The sequence below is a fragment of the Chlorogloeopsis sp. ULAP02 genome, from assembly GCF_038404745.2.
GTDB lineage: Bacteria > Cyanobacteriota > Cyanobacteriia > Cyanobacteriales > Nostocaceae > Chlorogloeopsis.
This window is the reverse complement of record NZ_JAYKTT020000001.1, coordinates 275284-298341: the sequence shown is the minus strand read 5'-3', so window position 1 is coordinate 298341 and position 23058 is coordinate 275284. Positions and strand designations below refer to the sequence as shown.

The following is a 23058-nucleotide window of genomic DNA, read 5'->3' as shown; positions in this document are numbered from 1 at the left end:
CAACTGAAACCATTTTAATAAACCATAAATTATTTAGCTCCTTTCATTCGTCGCGGCTCAAAGATTCGGAAAAGAATCTTAATTTCTAACAAATATACCCCAACCTATCCTATGCTTATGGAATTCAGTGCTCGGAAGCTAGGGCAAGAACTACCTGACTAGTAAGTAAATTGCGTGAGTATAATCTTCACCGTGCTCAAGAAGATTGCGGTAGTCTACCCTGCTGGAAAGCTGCACTTACAACAGGTGAAAATTGAACCCATTGCAACTTTAACTATTGGTCTTATGTGATGTAGCGGTCTGATGCTCATAGGATCCAGTATACAAACTCCTAAGTTTCTAAGGACGGGGGAACCGCGCACGCCTACTTTTCTCTCTCACCAAAAGAATATATTACAACATTTTGATCTTTTGATGCCACTAGAACACTAGATTGTGAATTCTGTTTCATTTAACTAACAGATACTAGTCTTGGAGTTAAGTTTACAGTCAAAACTTCTAACCAAAAAATCTTCAGAGGAAAGAATATGTCAGGATAATTTAAAGTTGTTATGAAGTTTTTTTGGAAAAATTATATTTTTTACAAAAACTTTATGTATATTTATCGAAGTAGCAAGGTAGGATTCTAGAGGTAAAACTAGAGTAATCAAAAATACTCTTATTTACAAATTTTTAAGTTTAAATTGCAATTACAAAGCTAAATATTGGCTTACTGATAAAATGTATAAAGAATAAAAAAAATTAATGCTTTTGAATCTGCAATTTATTCTTTCATATTTATCAGTTTTAAGTTTGTTTGCAAACTGTGAGGTTTAAAGCGCAAGTTCTTACTAAATTTTTGAATGGTGACACTGGTGCTTTAAAAGTTGTTTTTTCATAGTTAGGAAGATAAGGACACACGCCAAGTGAGTAAGATGATAAAAACATCCATTTAAGATTTATTTATACGAAGATTCTAGCTTTTAGGAGCTAATGAGCAGTAGCTAGAATAACAGATTTACATTGTCTGTAATAACTTTAGTTATTTACAGAAGTGTCTAATGAAGATTCTTGGATTAGGATGAGCAGATGACACTAAGTGAATGGATTAATCAAAAAATTTTTCTACCTAGCTCTAGTAGTTCAAATGTTGATAATCAACGTTTTAACAAAGCTAAAAAATCTATTAGTTTGTCTGTAATTACTCAATTTTTTCCTCCAGATTACGCTGCTACTGGACAACTTATAGAAGAGCTTGTAAGTCAATTAGGGCAACAAGGTGTAGACATTGAGGTTTTTACAGGTCAACCAGGATACGCATTTAAGTCTTCTAATGCCCCAGCTATTGAGAAATTTGATAGAGTGTTGGTTAAAAGATCGCGCACCGCTCAACTATGGCCGGGGCGAATTCGTGGCAAAGCCGTAAATGGAGTTCTCTTCACCTTACGTGCTATACTTCATGTAATTAGAAATAGTCGTGACTGCAATTTGTTGTTGCTGACTACAGCGCCTCCATTTTTGCCGATTGTCGGTTACCTTGCTCATATCTTGTTCCGACGTCCCTATGTCTGCATACTATACGACCTTTATCCGGATATTGCGATCGCCCTGAATGTAATTTCACGCAACCACTGGCTAGCAAGACTTTGGCAGAAGATCAATAAGTTGGTGTGGCAGAAATCTCAAGCGCTTGTGGTTCTTAGCCCTGCTATGAAACAGCGGGTAACTGCAATTTGTCCACAGGTTGCTGACAAAGTTTTTGTGATCCACAGTTGGGGAGATCCTGACGTAATTGTACCCATTGCTAAACAGGAAAATTGGTTTGCTTGGAAATACGATCTCGTAAATAAGTTTACCGTTGTCTATTCAGGCAATATGGGTCGCTGCCATGATATGGATACAATCTTGGAAACAGCGAAAATACTGAAAGATGAGCCGATTAAGTTTGTATTTGTTGGCGGAGGGGCAAAACGGGAAGAGTTAAGTAATCGGGCTCATCAATTGGGATTAAGCAACTTTGTATTCATACCGTACCAGGACAAAAATGTTCTGCCTTACTCTTTAACAGCAGGTGATTTATCTCTTGTGAGTGTAGATGCAGGGATGGAAAGTCTGGTTGCGCCTAGTAAGCTTTATCCAATGTTAGCAACCGCAAGACCAGTGGCAGTAATTTGTTCCCAGTATTCGTATCTGACGCAACTTATTGCTGAAGCCAACTGTGGCGCTACCTTTGAGAATAGAGACAGTTATGGCTTGGCTAATTTTATTCGCCTACTTAGCCAGGATAAGGAATTAGCCAAGCGGATGGGAAAAGCAGGTCGTAAGTATATGCGATCGCACTTTACACCTCAGATTATTTCTCAACAATATCTGGATGTATTACAAAAATCTTTAGGTATGTAGCAGATGATTTAGACAAATATTGCAGAGCTATGGCGCTTTGGTGCTTTTATACAAAGTTAGATAAAGCATTTCGGAAGCCAAAAATTACTTAAATTAAATTGAATATTTTTTATTAACTTGGGAGTGGGCTTCGATGGTCTTTTTGATCTCAGTCTCTCCAACGTAACCTTCTACATTTTATATAGGGGGCCGAATTGCACAGAAGGTGTGACCGAAATCGGAAGCGATCTAAGCGACGAGCTATATATTGTCCAATACATGGATGTTATCTCAATAGCATGAGCCAGAAATATCAGCTATATGCAGATCGTCCAGGGCAATTACAACAAAGGGGGATAAATAGACGCATTGCACTAATTTTACTAGCAAATCAAACAGCAGTTCCTCTAGAGGGAGAATGGATAGAAGCATTTTGGTGCGAACAATGTCAGCAGACAAGTTGGTATCATATTCGCAAGCTAAAAGACCGTACTTATGAAGTTTTAGTACCACCACCAGAGATTTGGCAGCAAGTTACAGGAGTCATAGATCCTAAAGGGAATCCTTCCGTTGGAGAATTTACTCGCAGACATGCCCGGCTAGTTGGCTATAACGGACTCAAGGATTTTCAGTTTGTGGGATAAGTTTTAGTTGCAACAATTATCAGTCATATTATGAGTAGTCAAAATATTGCCTCCCAGCAGGAATTAGTCATAGAAGCTGGACGCACTGAACGGCAGTATTGGAAAGACTTGTGGCGTTATCGAGAACTTTTCTACTTTCTTGCCTGGCGTGATATTCTGGTGCGTTACAAACAAACAGCGATCGGTATTGCCTGGGCGTTGATTCGACCATTTTTGACAATGGTGGTATTTACTGTAGTGTTCGGGAATTTAGCAAAATTGCCTTCACAGGGAGCGCCATATCCGATTTTAGTATTTGCTGCCATGCTACCTTGGCAGTTTTTTGCTAATGCTTTGAGTGAGTGTAGTAACAGCTTGATTACCAATGCCAACCTGATATCCAAAGTTTACTTTCCCAGGTTAATTGTCCCTACTAGTGCAGTAATTGTTAGTTTTGTGGATTTTATGGTTTCCGGTATGATTCTGCTGGGACTTATGGCTTGGTACAACTTTGTACCTGACTGGCGCATTTTGACACTACCCCTATTTATATTGATTGCCTTTGCGGCATCGATGGGTGCGGGGCTGTGGCTAGCAGCTCTAAATGTGGAGTATCGAGACTTCCGCTATGTAGTACCGTTTTTCGTACAGTTTGGTCTATATATTTCTCCAGTTGGTTTTAGTAGCAGCATTGTTCCTGAAAAGTGGCGGTTACTATATTCACTTAATCCTATGGTAGGAGTAATAGACGGTTTCCGTTGGGCAATTTTGGGTGGTGATTCACGGATATATCTACCTGGCTTTGCTCTTTCTCTAACGCTAGTAATTTTACTTCTGTGGAGTGGCATCTGGTATTTCCGCAAAATGGAACGTACTTTTGCAGATGTGATTTAAGAGTGTGGTTGAGGTAGGAGTTTACCAGATGTCAGATACTGTAATTCAAGTAGAGGACTTAAGTAAAAAGTACCTTCTGAGCCATAAACAAGAGGGAAAATTTCGTTATAAAACATTGCGTGGGGCAATAGCAAATGCAACCAAATTTGTTGGTAGTGCATTCAATCTCCATAATCAGAGGGAAGTAAACCAAACTAGTGAAGAGTTTTGGGCATTGAAAGATGTTTCTTTTGAGATTAAGCAGGGTGATAAAGTTGGCATTATTGGGCGGAATGGAGCAGGAAAATCAACTTTATTAAAGATTCTCAGCAGAATTACCGAACCAACAAAAGGAAAAATCCAAATCAAGGGACGAGTTGCCAGTTTATTGGAAGTTGGAACAGGTTTTCACCCAGAGTTAACAGGAAGAGAAAATATTTTTCTCAATGGTGCCATTTTAGGCATGAGTAAAACGGAGATTCAGAGAAAGTTTGATGAAATAGTTGCTTTTGCAGAGGTTGAAAAATTTTTAGATACACCTGTAAAGCGATATTCATCAGGTATGTATGTGCGGTTGGCATTTGCAGTAGCTGCTCATTTAGAACCAGAGATTTTGATTGTAGATGAAGTCTTAGCTGTTGGAGATGCACAATTTCAGAAGAAATGTTTAGGCAAAATGGAGGATGTAGGAAGAGAAGGGCGAACTGTGTTATTTGTCAGTCACAACATGAGTACGATTCAATCGCTGTGTTCACGTTGTATTTTGCTCAAAAAAGGACAAATATCTACAGATGACCAATCAGATTTGGTGATTCAGCATTACCTACAAGATGCCTCTGTTTCAAACAGTTTTGTCCGTTCTCCCCAAAAGAATGGGAAGCCTACAATTATATCAGGTAAGTTAATATCTGCCGCTAAATTTGAACATACAAAGATTCAGATTGATTTAGAGATTTTTACAGAATTAAATTGTAATGTAGCCTTAAGCTTGAGATTATATGATGCCATGCTTATCCCGGTTGGTTATGGTGAGTTCGGAGAATCTCAACCTAACCAGTTAGTAGAATTAAGTCCAGGCTTGAACACAGTTTCCTTTCACCTCCCAATCAACCAACTTGCTCTAGGCTCATACTTTATTAGCTTAGATTTAAGCTTGCCTTGGGTTGAATATTTGGATCGTGTTGAAAGTTGTCTTTTCTTTGAAGTTGCTCGCCCGCCTCATGATGATGCTACACAAGTTTTATCTCAATCTTGGGGTTTTGGGTGTATAGATTTTCCGTTGGAATTTGTTTAAAAATAGTAGTAAATGTACTAAATAATTCAGTTTATTTCTTCGCTTTGTAGATTACAAATAAAGGTTGTTAGAATGTTTGAAAATATTGTCTATCAAAATCAGCTACTTGCCCTAATCATATACCATAATTTCGAGAAATCCGGAATTCATTTTCTTACTCCTAACGAGCTATCTCAGCAGCTAGCCTATATGCGTCATCCAACAGGGAAAATCATTCAACCTCATGTGCATAATCCCGTACCTCGTGAAGTCCAATATACTCAAGAAGTACTTTTTATCAAAAAAGGTAAATTGCGTGTAGATTTTTACAACAATCAACAAAAGTACTTAGAAAGTCGGATTTTAGGAGTTGGTGATGTCATTTTGCTGGTGACAGGTGGGCATGGCTTTGAGGTAATCGAAGAAATCGAAATGATTGAAGTTAAACAAGGGCCTTATGTAGGAGATCAAGACAAAACTAGATTTAGTGGTATTACTGGAGAACAAGCTAAGGTACCTCAGTTAAGTAATTTATGATATCAATTCCAGTTAACGAGCCATTACTAAATGGCAATGAAAAGAAATATTTGTTTGAATGCATAGAAACTGGTTGGATTTCTTCAGAAGGGCCGTTTGTCAAACAATTTGAAGAACAATTTGCTGCACGCGTAGGACGCAAGTATGGCATTGCTGTTAGTAATGGCTCTGTTGCTCTTGATGCAGCAATTGCCGCTTTAGAAATTGGCTCTGGAGACGAGGTAATTCTACCCACATTCACAATAATTTCTTGTGCAGCAGCTATTGTCCGCGCTGGAGCCATACCAGTAGTCGTAGATTGCGATCCGCAAACCTGGAATATAGATGTCAACCAAATTGAGGCAAAAATTACATCTAAAACCAAAGCCATTATGGTTGTTCACATCTATGGTTTACCTGTAGATATGGAGCCAGTCGTTGCTTTAGCTGATAAGTATGGACTGCATATTATAGAAGATGCAGCCGAAATGCACGGTCAAACATATAAAGGTCTTCCCTGTGGTAGCTTTGGTGCTATCAGTACCTTTAGCTTTTACCCCAATAAACACATTACTACTGGTGAGGGAGGAATGTTACTCACCAATGATGAAAAGCTGGCGGAGCGTTGCCGTTCTTTACGTAATTTATGCTTTCAGCCGCAAAAGCGTTTTGTTCATGAAGAGTTAGGTTGGAACTTGAGGATGACTAATTTACAAGCAGCTTTGGGGGTAGCACAGTTAGAACGACTTGACGAATTTATCGCTCGCAAACGCCATATTGGGCAAAAATATACAGAACTTTTATCAGATATTTCGTGTTTACAGTTGCCTATTCCTCAAACTGATTATGCTGAGAATATTTACTGGGTATATGGCTTAGTTCTCAAAGATGAAGTGCCTTTTGATGCAGAAGAGGCAATGCAACGTTTAGGCAAATATAAAATAGGTACTCGTCCTTTTTTCTGGTGTATGCATGAGCAGCCTGTATTCAAAAAAATGAGGTTTTTTGATGGGGAGTCTTGCCCTATAGCAGAAAGAATAGCCCGTCGTGGTTTCTACATACCCAGTGGCATGGCATTAACAGATAAGCAAGCCGAACGAGTGTGCGTAGCGCTTAGGGAGATCCTTCAATGAAGAGTATTATTAAGCAAATTCCATTCGCTAGGCAATTTCACAGGTATATTAAGGAACAAGAGTATAAACGTAAATTCGCTACTAATTGTTATGGCTGCTTTTGGGGAATTTTTGAAACATTTGAAGAAGCTCGACAAGCAGCCCCTCAAACTAAAAGTATTGGATACGATAATACGGAATTGGCACAAGAATACCAAGAAATGTTGGAGCATGGAAATTGGGAAAGTAGTGGTCGCATGATTGCCTCCTATGATTATCCAGTTTTATTCTGGCTCAAATCAATTATTAATCATGAAAATACAAATATTTTTGACTTTGGAGGCAATGTAGGAATTCATTTTTATACCTATTCTAAATATATAAAGTATCCAGAAACTTTAAAATGGACTGTTTGTGATTTACCGGAAATAATAAGAGTTGGAAAGCAAATAGCCGAAAAACGCCACATCAATAGTTTATTCTTTACTAGCAATTTCGAGGACGCTAATAATAAAGATATATTTATTGCATCAGGTTCTATCCAATATGTAGAAAATCTTGCCACACAAATTTCTAAGATCAGAAAACCTAAACATTTATTAATCAATCGCTTACCAATCTACAATGGTAGACTATTTGTTACTTTACAAAATGGTGGTAAAGTTTTTTATCCCCAGTATGTCTTCAACAAAACTGAATTTATTGAAGCAATTACTAGTATCGGTTATGAATTAATAGATATCTGGGAAGATAATGTTGACTCTTGTATGATTCCTTTTCATCCAGAAAGCTCAGTACCTGCTTATTCTGGACTTTACTTTCAGCTAAGGTTTTAATGGTTATGAGTGTATTTGGCAACTATGCCCGTTACTACGATTTGCTGTACCGTGATAAGGACTATGTAGGAGAAGCTCTATTTATTCGTCGGTTAATTCAAAATCACGCACCAGAGGCGCAAGATATTTTAGAGTTAGGTTGTGGAACTGGAAATCATGCAGTTCTTTTGGCGAAGGAAGGATACAAAGTTCATGGAGTAGAAGAACAAGTAGATGGGGAAGATGGGGTGTAAATAACACGCAAGTAAAATATGGATAGTCCCATATCCAAAAAATAACCATTAATGACTGAAGCCAAGTCTAATCGCACGATACGTCGAGGCAGAATATTCCCTGAAATTCAGTGGACACAAGAACAACAAACCCAATGGAAAGCTGAACGTCAAGCATTTCGTCAACGCTGTCAGGTAATTTTTGACAGTGTTAAGCCAGAGTTAATGCAAACGCACTATAACTGGTACATTGCTGTTGAACCTGATAGTGGCGAGTATTTTGTCGCTCAAGATCCACAAGTGGCTTCACTTCAATGCCGCGAAAAGCATCCAGGTAAAATACCCCATGTTTTTCGGATTAATGAAACAGGGATGTGCGGCACCATATGATCTCAGGTACATTTGGTGATGAGGATGAATTATTATTCGAGATTGAACTGATTGCTGCTGATGGGTTAGAACTACCAGTTGATGCCATGCTTGATACAGGTTTCTCTTACTGGCTAGCGATTGATAACCAGGATGTTGAGCCACTTGATTGGATTAGTTTGGAACGACAAACACTTTTGACAGCACGGGGAGATTTTGATTTTGATATATATGCTGGTCAAGTGAAAATAGATGGGCAAGAGTTTGATATTCCCGTTCATGTGGGACAAGGACTGCCAGAAGTTTTACTAGGTCGTCAGTGGTTAAAAACTCTGCGGTTAGTGGTGGATATGCCTTCAGGAGTGTTGATGCTTGGAGGATGAATTTTTCAGTGAAAGCAAATTTTTAAGGAGAAAGTGCGATCGCACAAAGTTCCTACATTTGTCTATGGCACGCATTAATCTGAAGCAGAAGTGCCGAATATTTATTTAGAGTTCCTCCCATAATATAGCCCAGATTATAACTTAATTGAATTGGTCGAGCACTCGGCAAAAGAATATGTTGCTAATTGGCTATTGTATAATTTCTTTTCATCCAGAAAGCTTAGTACCTGCTTATTCTGGACTTTACTTTCAGCTAAGGTTTTAATGGTTATGAGTGTATTTGGCAACTATGCCCGTTACTACGATTTGCTGTACCGTGATAAGGACTATGTAGGAGAAGCTCTATTTATTCGTCGGTTAATTCAAAATCACGCATCAGAAGCGCAAGATATTTTAGAGTTAGGTTGTGGAACTGGAAATCATGCAGTTCTTTTGGCGAAGGAAGGATACAAAGTTCATGGAGTAGATTTGAGTGAAGAGATGTTGAAAAAAGCCAACTCTCGTCTCTCACAACTACCTCCTGAATTAACTTCTAGACTCAAATTTTCTCACGGAGATATCTGCCAAATTCGTCTGAATCAAACTTTTGATGTTGTCCTATCGCTATTTCATGTCATCAGCTATCAGACAACAAATGAAGATTTGCTTGCAGCTTTCGCCACTGTCAAAGAACACTTAAAGCCCGGTGGAATTTTTATCTTTGATGTTTGGTACGGGCCCGCAGTTTTGAGCGATCGCCCTACCATCCGCGTTAAACGTCTGGAAGATGAAGAAATTAGCGTGACTCGAATTGCTGAACCAGCAATGTATCCTAACGATAATCTGGTTGATGTCAATTATCAAGTTTTTATCAAGGATAAAGATAATGGTTCAGTGGAAGAACTTCAGGAAACTCACCGAATGCGCTATCTGTTTAAGCCGGAGCTAGAACTTTTGTTTAACCAGTTTTCTCTAGAGCTAATTGAGTGCCGTGAGTGGATGAGCAATAGTGAACCGGGATTTAACACCTGGGGAGTTTACTTTATCGCTAGGAGACAAGCTGAATGAAAGTTGGTGTGTTTTTAAGCGCTAAACTTCCAGAACGTGGCGGTGGATTTACATTTGAGAGTGAACTATTTGACGCACTAACAGAACTTGCACCATATAGTGCTCATTCTTTTGTAATCTGTAGTCAAGAAAAAGAAACACCCCAACAAATATCTTCTGTTAAAAATATAGATTTTTTATCGTTCCACCTTAGTTTTCAAGAACGTTGGCGTTATCAGCTTGCTAGAGTTAGAAAGTTTCTTTCAATCAAGCTACGGCATCCCAGAAGTAAGTTTAAAATAGAGGGCTGGTATGATGATTTTATTCTTAAATATGTTGTAGAAAATGGTATAAATTTTATTTTATATATTAACCCTTTCTATTTTTATAAATCTTTACTTGATTTGCCTTACGTAACTGTTCTTTGGGATTTACAACACCAACTCCAACCTTATTTCCCAGAAGTTAGTGCAAATGACGAGTGGGAGCGTCGAGAAAAATTATATGCGGTTAAGTTAAGACGTGCTTCTACAATTATTACAGGAACTGAAGCTGGCAAAGCTGAAATAGAGAGATTTTATCAAGTACCAACACAACGTATTAGAATTCTACCTTTACCTACGCCTCAATTTGCTCTAGATGCACCTGTTTGTCCTGATTTAAGCTTACTTGAAAAATATAATATTCCTAATAACTATTTATTGTATCCCGCTCAATTCTGGTCGCATAAAAATCATGTTGGTCTGTTATTAGCTATTAAATTATTACGTGAGAAGTATAATCTCATATTTCCATTAGTATTTATTGGTTCTGATAGAGGTAATGAATTATATGTCAGACAAATGGTGGCTGAACTAGAATTGTCTAAACAAGTTCATTTCTTGGGCTTTGTACCTCAAGAAGACCTAATGCACCTATACCGGGATGCATTTGCTCTTACCTTTGTATCGTTCTTTGGCCCTGATAATTTACCACCTTTAGAAGCTATGGCACTACAATGTCCTGTAATTGCATCAAACGTGTCAGGCGCAAAAGAGCAGTTAGGGGACGCAGCTTTGTTAGTTGATCCAAAGGATGTGGAACAAATTGCTTTAGCGATAAAATCTCTTTGGGATGACTCTACTCTGCGTCAAGAGCTTATACAACGTGGCTTGAAGCGAGCAACCAAATGGAGAGCAATAGATTACGTTAAAGGTATTTGCTCAATTCTAGATGAATTTGAGCCTATTCGTCGTTGTTGGAGTAGCAAAGAGCTTTATCAGCAAAAATGAGAATGTAGTGGCGTGTTAGTGATCGCGTAACCCACTATTGTTCTGGGGTTGATGGTGTGTGAAGACTATTGTCAGGCACACAACGGCAGTTTTGCGGAAAGAAAATCTACACCGCAAACTGCCTCCCTACAAATTGGAAATTTTTGAATTGTAAGTCCCTAACAATAACTGTGTTGGTTGAAAAATATAAAAGATTGCAGCGATCGCTTGCTTGTGAATTGTTAAGCTAAAGCTAGTCGGTCAAATTTTCTCTGTCATGTATCAAACAGATCCTCCTCGCTCCCCAAAAGAAGTACTGCCCACAATGTACGATCTCAAAAGTGAAGATCCAAAGGAGCCAGGGTTGCCTGACGAATTTCACGACTTACAGCCTGAACTCCTGCGTCTTACTTTCCGCCCCGCCAATTATCCAGCTGATCAAATCTTTGTTGCCAGTGACTTAAATCTCTACTACGATCCGCGCCATCCTCAATGGTACAAACGACCTGATTGGTTCACTGTGCTAGGAGTTTCCCGATTATATGAACAGCAGGACTTGCGCTTAAGTTATGTTACTTGGCAAGAAGGAGTCAATCCTTTTGTAGTAGTCGAACTACTTTCTCCTGGTACTGAAAAAGAAGATTTAGGACAAACTCTACGAGAAGTTAATCAACCGCCAACAAAGTGGGAAGTATACGAACAAATCTTACGAGTGCCTTATTACTTCGTGTTTAACCGCTATACGGATGAATTACAAGCATTTGGACTAATAACTAGCCGCTACCAAGCTTTACCTATCGAAGCTCAGGGATTGTGGCTAGAAGAAGTGCAGCTAGGGTTAGGATTTTGGCGAGGGAGTTACCAAGGTATAGAACGGCTGTGGCTACGTTGGTATGATGCAACAGGTGCTTGGATACCTACCCCAGCAGAGTTAGCTGAACAAGAAAGTCAACGAGCTGAACAGGAGCGCCAACGAGCCGAACAGGAGCGTCAACGGGCTGAACAATTGGCAGCACGACTGCGAGCTTTGGGCATCGATCCCGATTTGCCGTAAACAGTAAAAATAAAAATATAAATAGTAAAGGATTAAGTAGGGTGATCGCTTTTTTAGCTGAGAGCATAAATTGACCACAAGATATATTAATCGTTTACTTGAATAAACTCCAAACCTATTCTCATTCGCTAACCTAAAGTTAGTTGGTCAAAAAATTCGGCCATGTATCAAACAGATCCTCCTCGCCCTCCCAAAGAATACCTACCAACTATGTATGATCTTCCGAGTGAAGATCCTGAAGAACCTGGCTTGCCTGACGAATTTCACGATTTACAACCCCAACTCCTGCGCGAAACTTTCTGCCCACCTGGTTATCCACCGGATCAGATATTTGTCGCCACTGACTTAAATCTTTATTATGATGTTCATCATCCCCAATGGTATAAGCGTCCTGACTGGTTCGCTGTTTTGGGTGTTTCGCGTTTATATGAGCAAAGAGATTTGCGTTTGAGTTACGTGATCTGGCAAGAAGGAATTGCCCCTTCGGTAGTGGTGGAATTACTCTCTCCGGGAACTGAAAAAGAGGATTTAGGACAAACTCTGCGAGAGGTGAGCCAACCTCCTCCAAAGTGGGAAGTCTATGAACGAATTCTGCGTATTCCTTATTACATCGTTTTTGATCGCTATACGAACCGATTACGTATCTTTCAGAATATTGCCGGACGCTATCAGGAGTTAAATTTAACTGAATCTCCAATTGTGCTACCTGAATTAGAGCTAAGTTTGGGACTCTGGCAGGGTTATTACCAGGGTATTGAGCGGTTATGGCTACGTTGGTACTCTGTTGCAGGCGATTGGATAGCTACTCCAGCAGAATTAGCTGAACAAGAAAGTCAACAAAAACAATTGGCTCAACAGCAAATAGAACAGGAACGCCAACGGGCTGAGATGGAGCGTCAACGAGCCGAACAAGAACGTCAACGAGCTGAACAAGAACATCAAAGAGCCGAACAGGAACGTCAACGGGCTGAACAATTGGCGGCACGACTGCGAGCTTTAGGCATTGACCCCGATTTACCGTGAACCCCCTGATAAAATGAGGAGTATCAGCTTGAGAGAGATTTGGTCATGACTGTTGCAGCTAATTTGGCAAAATCTTTGCCACTGCTAGAAAATGGCGATCGCCTGACGCGTGATGAATTTGAACGCCGTTACCACGCCATGCCTGATCTTAAAAAAGCTGAACTGATTGAGGGAGTTGTCTACGTGCCATCACCACTTAGATATTACAGACATGGCAGACCTCACGCACACATTATGGCTTGGTTAGGACTGTATAGTAGTGCTACTCCTGGAGTTGAGTTTGCTGATAATGCAACTGTGCGATTGGATTTGGACAATGAACCACAACCCGATGCCTTATTACGAATTGAAGAAGCTTGTGGAGGGCGATCGCGTATTAGTGAAGATGACTATGTTGAAGGTGCGCCAGAACTGATAGTAGAAATTGCTTCTAGTAGCGCGTCCTATGATTTGCACGACAAATTAAAAGTTTATCGCCGCAATGGTGTACAAGAATACATTGTTTGGCAATTGGCTGAACAGAAATTAGACTGGTTCAGTTTGCAGGGAGGCGAGTATATTCCTTTACAGCCAGATGAATCTAATTTAACTCGCAGTCGCATTTTTCCTGGGCTTGATTTACCGATTGCGGCTTTGCTAGCTGGAGATTTGGCAACAGTGTTAGCACAAGTCCAAAAGAGTATGATTACAGAAGCTCATTAAGCGTTTGTTGAGCTACTTAAACAACGGCGATCGCGTAACTCATCACTATTCGAGGGTTGATGATGCGTTACGGACTGTTGTCAAGCACGCATCCTACAAATTGGCAAATAGAAGATTTTTTACAGCAAATTCATTTATTTGAACCACATTTTTTTGTAGGGGCGGGTTTAGCTAGAGATTGAAACAAAACCCGCCCTTACAGTATTGTGTGGTCTATTCATCTGAAAATGGCTGTAATTGCAAGTCCCGAATAAAAGAACGGCGACGGCGAATCAGGACAACCCCCGCATAGAGATAGAAGTTTCAACGTTTGAATAATGCGATCGCTTTTTTTGTAGAGGGCGATCGTTTTTTATGTCTGCTACTGTATCAACGCCGAGCAGTGCTTTTTCAACAACAAGCATGATGAACTTAAAACATATTGTACTTACTAACACGAATCTGAGCGGTTTTGAATACGGAGTACTTAGAGATTTTGAAGATGAAATAGTTCGCATCACAGGTGGACATAAAGTAGCGATGCCAAAGCGAAAATTGCCAAAGTTTATTGACAAACGTATTGGACATGGCACTCGATATGGTAAATTGCGAGAATTTCTTCCCAGAATAGAACACAACCTGGAAGCTGACGTACTTTGGGTTGTACTCATGGGGCCAGAAAATTTTCTGCTTGATCTGTTCAAAAATTGGGATCGGAATGTAGGAGTTAAAATTCTTTATATATTCGATACTTTTGAGAGACAACTTCCTTCTATTCGCCGGGTTTTAGCATCTACAAATTGGGATCTTGCTATTACTTCATTTCATGGAGCAGTACCATTTTTAGAAGAGCAGACGCAGAGAAAGTGGCACGCTGTAGCTCAAGGTGTAAAGCTTGATAGATTTCAACCAGTTATTAAGGAAGAAAAATTAATTAGTTTTTCTGCTTATGGTCGTCGTTTAGAGAAAGTTCATCAAAGTATTAAAGAATATTGTATACAAACAGGTAAGTATTATGAATATACAACAGCTACAAGTATGCAGTTGCAGTTAGATTCTCAGGATGTCTATAGACAATATGCGTGGCATCTAGCCCACAGTTTTTTTACCTTCTGTTGGCCTGTAGAATTAACTAATCCCAAAAGGGTTTTAACATTTAGTCCTATGACTTGTAGATGGTTTGAAGCCGCTGCTAGTGGCACAGTTATTCTTGGTCAACCTCCTAAAGATCCTATATTTGAAAAGATATTTGGTTCTGATTTTGTCATTTCCATTGACTATACAATTAGTCAAGATGATTTAAAAAACATTTGGGATGAACTTTGGGAAAACCGACACTTATATTTTCAAGCCGCCTTGACTACTAGAGAAAAACTACTCACTCAATTGAGTTGGGAAAGTCGAGTCAAGGAAATTTTAAAGTTAATTAACCTGAGTTGAACTAGGAACAATAAAACTGGCAGTATAAAACTTGAAAAATACTTTCTACTATAGGAATCCGATTTAATTGTTGAAACAGCTACACTAAAGATTCTTGTTTTCAATTCAAAATTAGTCTGCTCAATCATCTTAAATTATATCTTCACAGATGCTAAGTTTAGCCTACTTTGTCTCTCATCCCATTCAGTATCAGGCTCCTTTATTGCGACTTATTGCTGCCGATCCAGAAATTGACTTAAAAGTTTTTTTCTACAGTGATTTTTCTTTAAAAGCTTATAAGGACACAGGATTTGGACGATTAATTGAATGGGATGTACCACTAACGGAGGGTTACAATTACCATTTTTTAGACTGTTGGGGTAATAAGCAGCGGCAAAGTTGGTTACAACAACCTATAGCAAAAGATATTGTTAGCCAGTTAAAAAAAGAGAAATTTGATGCTGTATGGGTGCATGGATGGTCTTGGTTCTGTAGTATTCAAGCAATCTTAGCAGCAAATCAATTGGGTATTCCAGTTTTGCTGAGGGGAGAGTCTAACGGCATCAGCGAAGCAACTAATTCTGTTAAGAAAAGAGTAAAAAAGGTTTTTGTTGATTGGCTTTTTGAGAAAATAGCTGGTTTTCTCTGTATAGGGACTTACAACCGTCAATTTTATCAAAGCTATGGAGTTGAAGAAAAACGTCTATTTTGTGTCCCTTATGCCGTTGATAATGATTACTTCCAAAAGCAAGCACTACTAGCTCACACTAATCGTGAGGAACTACGGCGATCGCTCGGCTTAGATCCCACTAGGCCGATAATTCTCTATGCTGCCAAGCTAATTGAGGTGAAGCGTCCTCAAGATTTGCTCTCAGCTTATAGGTTACTTTCATGTGATGGTGTCCAAGAACCAGAGCCTTACCTACTATTTGTGGGAGATGGAGTGTTGCGCCCAACTCTAGAAGCTCAAGCCAAGGAAACAGGCTGGCAGTCGATTCGCTTTTTAGGTTTTCGGAATCAGTCCGAAATGCCTGCGATGTATGATTTGTGTGATGTATTTGTCTTACCCTCTAGTTTTGAACCTTGGGGATTGGCTGTAAATGAAGTGATGAATGCTGGTAGAGCAGTAGTTGTGACTGATCAGGTGGGTTGCGCCCCTGACTTGGTGATCCAGGGGCAAAATGGACAGATTTATCCTGTAGGAAATGTTGCAGCTTTAGCAGAGGCAATTCGTTGGGCGATCGCCAATCGTGCTTCAGCAGGAGATATAAGCCTTAAACAGATTCAAAAGTGGAGTTATCAGGAAGATTTACAGGGACTCAAACAAGCTTTAAATTATTGCAGGTGAGAATAGTTTAAATGAACAAAGTTTTGATTGTTGGACAAGCCCTAGAATTGGGGCGTACCGAAGAAGTTTATGGACGAGGATTTTCGGCACTGGGCTGTAAGGTGCAACATTTTACTTGGAAAGAAGCTGCACCCAGTTTAGTTTCTCGTTCGTTGCCCGATAGAGTGGCTTGGCGGCTAGCGTGGAAACTGCTGGCAAAGTCAGCAAATCAGAAGTTGGTGGAGATGGCAAATCAGTTTAAGCCTGATTTGACTTTGGTGATTTCTCCTCTTTTGTTTCATCCTGACAGCATTTTGACTCTGAAACAACATGGTCTAGTCTTTGTCTTTTTTACTGACAATCCTGTAGATGCTCATCATACCCATAGCAATTCCTGGGTTCAACGGGGATTTCCCTTATGGGATGCAGCTTTTATTTGGAGCCAAGAATTAGTTGAACGTCTCATGGAAAATGGCGTCAAAAAAGCTTTCTTTCATCCGTTTTGTAGTGATGTTGAATATCATTTTCCCAAACGACAGGTTAACCCAGTATATGACGTAGCATTTATTGGCAACTGGGATGCTAGCCGCAAACGAGAGCAGTATTTAAAGGCGATCGCTGATTATCGATTAGGACTTTGGGGATCAAGTTACTGGAATACTCATTGTAAAGAGCCGACATTAAAAAATTTGTGTCAAGGAATGTGCAGTTATCAAGAAATTCCTGAAATTTTAGGCTCTGCCAAAATGGGACTTAATATTCTGCGTCCTCAAAATGAAGAAGGACATAATATTAGAACGTATGAAATTCCTGCAACAGGGACACTCATGCTCAGTGAACGGAGTAGAGAGTTAATGAATCTGTTTGTAGAAGACAAAGAAGCTGTGTATTTTTCTAGTCCTGATGAATTAAGACAAAAAGTAGAATACCTATTACAAAATCATGTATTAATTGAATCTATTGCTCAGGCAGGTTACAAAAAAGCTTTAGAGGACACAATTATTAATAGAGTCAAAGAAATTTTGACCATTCATGAAACAATTAATCAGTATCATTCCAACCAATATATTAATATTGGTTAATATTGTTGTTTGCAAAATAATCTTAATAACTTTTTTATTTCAAGTCGAGATTCATAACTAAAATCATGATTTAGTCGGGAACAAATAAAATCGCGATTTACAAGCTTATATAGGTCAGTAATTAGACTTGTACTACATAGCTTCTGACAGTATACTTAGTAGTTGATTTGCTTATTTGGGAAAATGCACTACCATATGACACCAGCACATTTCCATACGTGTATTTTTCCTAATAACTTAAGTAAGAGCATATTTGAAGGTGGCTTTGATCCTGAATATATGCAAATGCCAGAATTGCTAACTCATAATATCAAATTAGCTTTCGAGGGTTCGTATGTTTGATACACCACTTATCACCACAGCTCGTTCTATCAAAGCTTTTTTACAGAGATTAGATGCTGATAGTTTAATTAAGTTTGGTCGTAATTTTTACTACTCTGTATTTTTAAAGGATACAGGTCATAATTTTATCCGTAAGCGTATAAATGGAGAAATTTATAAATTAGTTCCAAGTTTAGCCTTATCTGCGGATGAATACGAGCCTCATCTCATGTCTTGGTTGAAAGAATACTTGAGTTCAGGGGATACTTTTTGGGATATTGGAGCCAATTGGGGCTTGATTTCACTACCAGCAGCTCGAATAGTTGGTATGAGCGGACAAGTGCTTGCAATTGAACCGAGCCCAGCTAATCTTGCTTGGTTAAAACGACATACTGTCTTGAACCAATGTGAAAACATTATAACTACAATCAAGGCAGCTGTCTGCGAATTGGATAGCGGTTTAGTAAGTTTGAGCCTACTTGATAATGGCAACTCTCCTAGCAACTCTCTGATGTTTTCTGGTTCTACAAATGAGCAATCTCCCTCAGTAAGTCAACAAATTGAGGTACCAGCAATTAGCTTAGACAGTCTGTTAACTAAACAAGAGCGATCGCCTAAGTTAGTCAAAATAGATGTTGAAGGAGCTGAACTCAAGGTACTCAAAGGAGCAACTCGGCTCCTCAGCAGTGACAAACCTCCTATTATAATTTTGGCTGTCCATCCTTTTTGGCAGGCTACGCCGGAAGATAGTCAAGAAATTGTCCGCATTTTAAAGAATGCAGGTTATAAAATTCTTAACCGTCAAAGCTGTTGTATAGAAATATTAGAGTACGACGAATATCTTTGCTTACCTCTTGGCTTATAGAGATGATTTATAAAGTAAACCTTAAATTGTAGGGTGCGTTACACGCTGCTTTAACGCACCGCATAATTATGGTGCGTTACGGCTAGCTCGTACTCTCTTAAACTCTCAAATCATTACATAGCCGTAACACACCCTACTTAATATTTACTTTACAAACAACCTCATAATGCAATCACTAGCCTAATTTGAAAAGGTACAGAAATGAGTAAAAAAAGTATCGGGATGCTTATTTATGCAAACCCTGATTACTATCCTCCAACAGTCAATGCGATTCATTTATTATCAAAACATTTTGATATTATTTTAATTGGTCGCAATCAAGATCCTTGCACTCATGAATATCCTCCTAATGTCAAAGTATATAGACTAGGAAAATATACTACGCTAAGAGAACGAGCGCAATTATCGGCTAGAGCAAAGCTTTGGGAGTATATAAACTTTATTGTTAAAGCATCTCAACTTTTAAAAGATGTGTCTCTCATTTATGCATATGATACCTTTGGCTACACAGTGGCTTATGTTTGCCGAGCATTTTTACCTCAAGCAGTCCCTATAATTTACCATAGTCATGAAATTAGCGAGCAGCTAGCTCCTCTATCTTCTTTATCAGGATGGGTTGACAGAGCAGAGCGAAAGTGGATAGATAAAGCTGTACTTAACGTATTTCCCGATAAAGATAGAGCCGAGTTTGTTCAGAAAAGAACAAATTTACAAAAAAAGCCATTAATAGTTCCTAATTTTCCTTTAAAATCTTTTTTTGAACCATCAAAAGACTGGTCTTCATTAATAAAAAAACGTTGGGAAGAAATTACATTGTTTTACAGAGGTTCAATTTCTGATACCAGTGCTATGCAAGAAATTGTAACTGCTGCTTCCCTTTTAAATAAGAGTGTTAATATTAAATTTGTAGGATTTCTGACTACATCCAATGCGGAAAAGCTGAGAACTTGGGTAGAACAACTTAAGATGTCAACCAATTTTTCCTATTTAGGAACCCTACCTTATAAAGATTTACAAGCTCCCACATTATTAGCAACTGTAGGCTTTGGCCTCTATAAAAACACCAGCTTTGATCGAGTAGCTTGTGCAAGTGCTTGTAATAAGATATATGAATATGCTGCTTGTGGTTTACCTACAATTGTCAGTAATTTTCCAACTTATCAAGAATATCTTGCTAACGAGACTTGGGTGCGTTTTGCTGATCCTGACGAGCCTCACTCGATTGCATCTGCTGTTGAGGATATTTTAAGTGATTTTGAGAAATATCAGGCTATGTGTTTAGCAGCTAGAAAAGCTTTTGAAGAAAAATATAATTACGAGTCTACTTTTTCGCCTTTGCTTTCAACTATCAAAGAACTTGTTCAAGCTCCAAGATAATTTTACAAGTGGTTAAGATAATAGTTAATAATAATGTATAGATTGAATGAGACTCAAGATTACTCGAATCAAATACAAAAATATTTTAAAATTCAACAAGCAAAAGAACATTACATAAAAAGATTAGCCTGGTTTTTACTGTTTGGACTGGCAGTATATAGCATTTACTTATTACATACAAGAGCGGAAGTAGTGTCACTGGACAAAGCATATTTGGCTTTGGGTGTGACATGGCTAGGGTTTTTGCCTACTATACAGTTTCTATTAGACCGCAATCGTCCTCCCATGCCTTTTTTCCCTCTAGTAGGGATTTTTTATGCTACAAGCTTTGGGTTACCTATTTTTGCTACTAAAGAAGAACTTTCAGGTTTAGCCGATGTAAGTAACGAGGCGCTAATACTAACCTTCATCGGATTAGCTGGAATGAATATTGCTTTCTTTGCCTCTTATTTTACTTTGTGGAAGAAAGTTTCACCCTTTCGTTTAACTCAAACTTATTCAATCAATAGATTATTAATTGGAATATGGATATTACTTTTGTCTAATACCATAATCAGATACGTTTTCCCAGACGCTCCATCTATAAGCATGTTCACTAGTAAAGGTTTATATATTGCTTATGGAATGTTTTATATTCTCTGGGATCGTCGGAAATTGCCAAGAATTCAAACTTGGCTGCTAGTACTTATATTTATCCCACTTGAGATAGTCCCACGCCTAGCTAGTGGTCTTTTAGCTGAATTTATGCTTTTGTGTTTATTTATGTTTCATATGATTTGGTATGAACGTAAAAAGATACCAATAGTTTTGATAGCCATATTAATTGTCTTATATCTTGCTTTCAATCCAGTTAAGTCAGACTACAGAGCTTTAACTTGGGGTGATAATAAACCTCAAGGGCAACTTAATTTGATAGAAAGGCTAGAATTATTTATTAATCTTGCAGTTGAACATCATCAGCAATATACCTTTAACAACTCATCTGTGCAGAGTGCTCCTGAAATCTCCGTTACGGATCAAGCGATTGAAAGATCCGCGCAAATCGTCTTGTTCTCAGATGTAATGAAAAGTAGTCCAGAAATAGTACCTTACTGGAATGGTGAAACCTACTTACCCTTGCTTACAAGTTATATTCCGCGTGCAGTTTGGCCGGAGAAACCAGTCCTAAACACAGGTAATGAATTTGGTCGTCGTTATAAAATTATAGATGTAAATGATTTTGTTACCTCTGTTAATCTTCCGATGATTGTGGAGATGTATGTGAATTTTGGGAGTTGGGGTGTAATTACAGGAATGCCATTATTAGGTTTTTTACTTGCTTTCGTTGATAGAAAATTAAATCATCCAGACATGAATGAATTAGAATTTGTCATAGGTGCTTCAACTATATTTCAATTAGCTTACCAAGAAAGTAGTGCTTCTCTATTATTAGGAAATGTTCTTCCTTTTGTTGTAGCCAACTATATATTTTTTAAATTTATTTTAAGTAGGCAAAGGACAGCTTAGTTGTTGTCATAGTTAAGTAGGGTGTGTTACGGCTATGCAAGGATTTGAGAGTATATAGAGAATAAGAACTAGCCGTAATGCAACGCCAGTTGCTACAACGCGGGGTACCCGCAAGGGCGCACTGGCTCTCCTACAATTTAAGATCTATTTTATCAATAGTCTCTTAGGATTTTCAAATTTAGATAATTAATTTAATCTAGATATGTTTTGTGATTATTTTGTAAATACAAAATAAAGCTTTTAATAAAAGTTATAGGAAAACCTGATTATTTAGCTAGAATATTGATTTTTGAGAGCAAAAATTTAACTATAATGAATGTTTGCAAACCAAATATAATTTACTTTCATATGGTTATCAAAAAAAATGATCAAATTAATTGTTTAAATATAGAAACGATAAAAAACAAACAAAAATCCACAAATTCTCAATGTTTCCACGTATGGTTCCCTAATATTTTTGAGTTTAAAGGTGGAATCCAGGTTTACTCAGCTTTTTTATTGCAAGCATTACAAAGCTTATATCCTCATTGTGAATATGATGTTTTTTTAAAACACGATACTCGCTGTTTGTCAAACGTTTCGTTTCTAAAAAAAACACGATTTCACTTTGCAGGGAAATGGCATATAAAGTTAAGGACGCTTGCTTTTGCTACTCAACTTTTCAAATTTGGTCTTTGGCAATCCCCGAGTCTGATTATTAGTACCCATCTAAATTTTACGATTATTGCATATTTGTTAAAGTACTTAAAAGGTATACCTTACTGGACTGTTGCTCACGGCATAGAAGCTTGGAACCTCACAAACCCTACACTACAAAAAGCCCTTCACCATGCCGATCGCATCTTTGCAGTGAGTAGTTACACACGCGATCGCCTCCTCGAAGAACAAAATCTCAATCCTGACAAAATTTCGTTGTTACCTGTCACCTTCGATGTAAATCGATTTGAAATTACTCCTAAACCAAAAAACTTACTAGAACGATACAATCTAGCTCCAGAGCAGCTAGTAATCTTAACTGTAGCCCGACTCGCTTGTAGCGATCGCTATAAAGGTTATGATCAGGTGATTCGGGCATTGCCGCAAATTCGACAACAGATCCCCAATATTCACTATCTTTTAGTTGGTAAAGGTGAAGACCGTCCTCGAATTGAGCAACTAGTGCAAAGTCTTAATTTGCAAGAGCACGTCACTCTGGCAGGATTTGTTCCAGATGAAGAACTCGTTGCTCACTATAACTTGTGTGACGTGTTTGCTATGCCTAGTAAAAGAGAAGGTTTTGGGATTGTCTATCTTGAAGCCCTAGCCTGTGGTAAACCCACTCTTGCTGGAAATCAAGATGGGGCAGTTGACGCGCTTTGCCAGGGTGAATTGGGAGCATTGGTTGATCCGGATGATATGAGTGCGATCGCCCAAACCCTGATTCAAATCCTACAGGGTACTTATCCTAATCCTTTAATTTATCAACCGGAGGTGCTGCGACAGAAAGTGATTGATCAATTCGGATTTGAACACTTTCGACAAACTATAGGTAATTATTTAGAGGAGTACTTCATTTCTATTTAATTAAAT

The 23058-nt window shown here is 38.5% G+C and carries 23 protein-coding genes; 22 read left to right on the top strand and 1 reads right to left on the bottom strand.

The features are described from left to right. Positions 1 to 1068 precede the first annotated feature (1068 nt). From U2718_RS01235 to U2718_RS01165, 15 genes are all read left to right on the top strand, one after another. Positions 1069 to 2382: a glycosyltransferase family 4 protein gene (locus U2718_RS01235; protein ID WP_341999492.1), complete on the top strand. Its 1314-nt coding sequence runs from the start codon at positions 1069 to 1071 to the stop codon at positions 2380 to 2382. 194 nt (positions 2383 to 2576) lie between these two features. Next, positions 2577 to 3005, top strand: coding sequence for a hypothetical protein (locus tag U2718_RS01230; RefSeq protein WP_341999490.1), 429 nt, complete (start codon positions 2577 to 2579; stop codon positions 3003 to 3005). Between the two features lie 30 nt (positions 3006 to 3035). Continuing rightward, positions 3036 to 3878, top strand: a complete 843-nt coding sequence (locus tag U2718_RS01225) for an ABC transporter permease (protein ID WP_341999488.1) — start codon at positions 3036 to 3038, stop codon at positions 3876 to 3878. A gap of 28 nt (positions 3879 to 3906) precedes the next feature. Beyond that, entirely contained in the window at positions 3907 to 5151 is a 1245-nt protein-coding gene (locus tag U2718_RS01220; protein WP_341999486.1) for a polysaccharide ABC transporter ATP-binding protein, read from the top strand. 72 nt (positions 5152 to 5223) lie between these two features. Then, positions 5224 to 5667 (top strand): hypothetical protein, encoded by a 444-nt coding sequence (locus U2718_RS01215; RefSeq protein WP_341999484.1) that lies wholly within the window; start codon positions 5224 to 5226, stop codon positions 5665 to 5667. Next, positions 5664 to 6779: a DegT/DnrJ/EryC1/StrS family aminotransferase gene (locus tag U2718_RS01210; protein ID WP_341999482.1), complete on the top strand. Its 1116-nt coding sequence runs from the start codon at positions 5664 to 5666 to the stop codon at positions 6777 to 6779. The genes U2718_RS01215 and U2718_RS01210 overlap by 4 nt, the downstream gene beginning before the upstream one ends. Further along, the gene (locus U2718_RS01205; RefSeq protein WP_341999480.1) at positions 6776 to 7594 is read left to right on the top strand and encodes a TIGR04325 family methyltransferase; all 819 of its coding nucleotides are present in this window, start codon (positions 6776 to 6778) and stop codon (positions 7592 to 7594) included. The genes U2718_RS01210 and U2718_RS01205 overlap by 4 nt, the downstream gene beginning before the upstream one ends. Before the next feature lie 5 nt (positions 7595 to 7599). Next, entirely contained in the window at positions 7600 to 7827 is a 228-nt protein-coding gene (locus U2718_RS01200; protein WP_341999478.1) for a hypothetical protein, read from the top strand. 51 nt (positions 7828 to 7878) lie between these two features. Next, positions 7879 to 8196: a hypothetical protein gene (locus U2718_RS01195; RefSeq protein WP_341999476.1), complete on the top strand. Its 318-nt coding sequence runs from the start codon at positions 7879 to 7881 to the stop codon at positions 8194 to 8196. Further along, positions 8193 to 8558, top strand: coding sequence for an aspartyl protease (locus tag U2718_RS01190; RefSeq protein WP_341999474.1), 366 nt, complete (start codon positions 8193 to 8195; stop codon positions 8556 to 8558). Before U2718_RS01195 ends, U2718_RS01190 begins: the two co-directional genes overlap by 4 nt. Before the next feature lie 270 nt (positions 8559 to 8828). Next, a complete protein-coding gene (locus U2718_RS01185) occupies positions 8829 to 9605 on the top strand; it encodes a class I SAM-dependent methyltransferase (RefSeq protein ID WP_341999472.1) in 777 nt (258 codons plus the stop codon). After that, positions 9602 to 10855, top strand: coding sequence for a glycosyltransferase family 1 protein (locus tag U2718_RS01180; RefSeq protein ID WP_341999470.1), 1254 nt, complete (start codon positions 9602 to 9604; stop codon positions 10853 to 10855). Before U2718_RS01185 ends, U2718_RS01180 begins: the two co-directional genes overlap by 4 nt. Positions 10856 to 11111: 256 nt before the next feature. Then, a complete protein-coding gene (locus U2718_RS01175) occupies positions 11112 to 11888 on the top strand; it encodes a Uma2 family endonuclease (RefSeq protein WP_341999468.1) in 777 nt (258 codons plus the stop codon). 162 nt (positions 11889 to 12050) lie between these two features. Then, positions 12051 to 12911: a Uma2 family endonuclease gene (locus tag U2718_RS01170; protein WP_341999466.1), complete on the top strand. Its 861-nt coding sequence runs from the start codon at positions 12051 to 12053 to the stop codon at positions 12909 to 12911. A gap of 45 nt (positions 12912 to 12956) precedes the next feature. After that, positions 12957 to 13613 (top strand): Uma2 family endonuclease, encoded by a 657-nt coding sequence (locus tag U2718_RS01165; RefSeq protein WP_341999464.1) that lies wholly within the window; start codon positions 12957 to 12959, stop codon positions 13611 to 13613. A gap of 272 nt (positions 13614 to 13885) precedes the next feature. Here the strand turns inward: U2718_RS01165 and U2718_RS01160 are convergent, their stop codons facing one another. Beyond that, a complete protein-coding gene (locus U2718_RS01160) occupies positions 13886 to 14017 on the bottom strand; it encodes a hypothetical protein (protein ID WP_341999462.1) in 132 nt (43 codons plus the stop codon). Between U2718_RS01160 and U2718_RS01155 the strand changes: the two genes are divergently transcribed. The 7 genes from U2718_RS01155 (at position 14016) to U2718_RS01125 (ending at position 23052) form a co-directional block, all read left to right on the top strand. Then, the gene (locus U2718_RS01155) at positions 14016 to 15032 is read left to right on the top strand and encodes a glycosyltransferase (RefSeq protein WP_341999460.1); all 1017 of its coding nucleotides are present in this window, start codon (positions 14016 to 14018) and stop codon (positions 15030 to 15032) included. The genes U2718_RS01160 and U2718_RS01155 overlap by 2 nt on opposite strands. A 148-nt stretch (positions 15033 to 15180) precedes the next feature. After that, the gene (locus U2718_RS01150) at positions 15181 to 16359 is read left to right on the top strand and encodes a glycosyltransferase family 4 protein (protein ID WP_341999458.1); all 1179 of its coding nucleotides are present in this window, start codon (positions 15181 to 15183) and stop codon (positions 16357 to 16359) included. Between the two features lie 11 nt (positions 16360 to 16370). Then, the gene (locus tag U2718_RS01145) at positions 16371 to 17420 is read left to right on the top strand and encodes a glycosyltransferase (RefSeq protein ID WP_341999456.1); all 1050 of its coding nucleotides are present in this window, start codon (positions 16371 to 16373) and stop codon (positions 17418 to 17420) included. Between the two features lie 334 nt (positions 17421 to 17754). Beyond that, positions 17755 to 18606, top strand: coding sequence for an FkbM family methyltransferase (locus U2718_RS01140; protein ID WP_341999454.1), 852 nt, complete (start codon positions 17755 to 17757; stop codon positions 18604 to 18606). Between the two features lie 201 nt (positions 18607 to 18807). Then, positions 18808 to 19983, top strand: coding sequence for a glycosyltransferase (locus U2718_RS01135; protein ID WP_341999452.1), 1176 nt, complete (start codon positions 18808 to 18810; stop codon positions 19981 to 19983). A gap of 33 nt (positions 19984 to 20016) precedes the next feature. Beyond that, positions 20017 to 21489, top strand: a complete 1473-nt coding sequence (locus U2718_RS01130) for a hypothetical protein (protein ID WP_341999451.1) — start codon at positions 20017 to 20019, stop codon at positions 21487 to 21489. A 348-nt stretch (positions 21490 to 21837) separates the two neighbouring features. After that, complete coding sequence (locus U2718_RS01125; protein ID WP_411813206.1) at positions 21838 to 23052, top strand: glycosyltransferase; 1215 nt, start codon at positions 21838 to 21840, stop codon at positions 23050 to 23052. Positions 23053 to 23058: the final 6 nt, after the last annotated feature.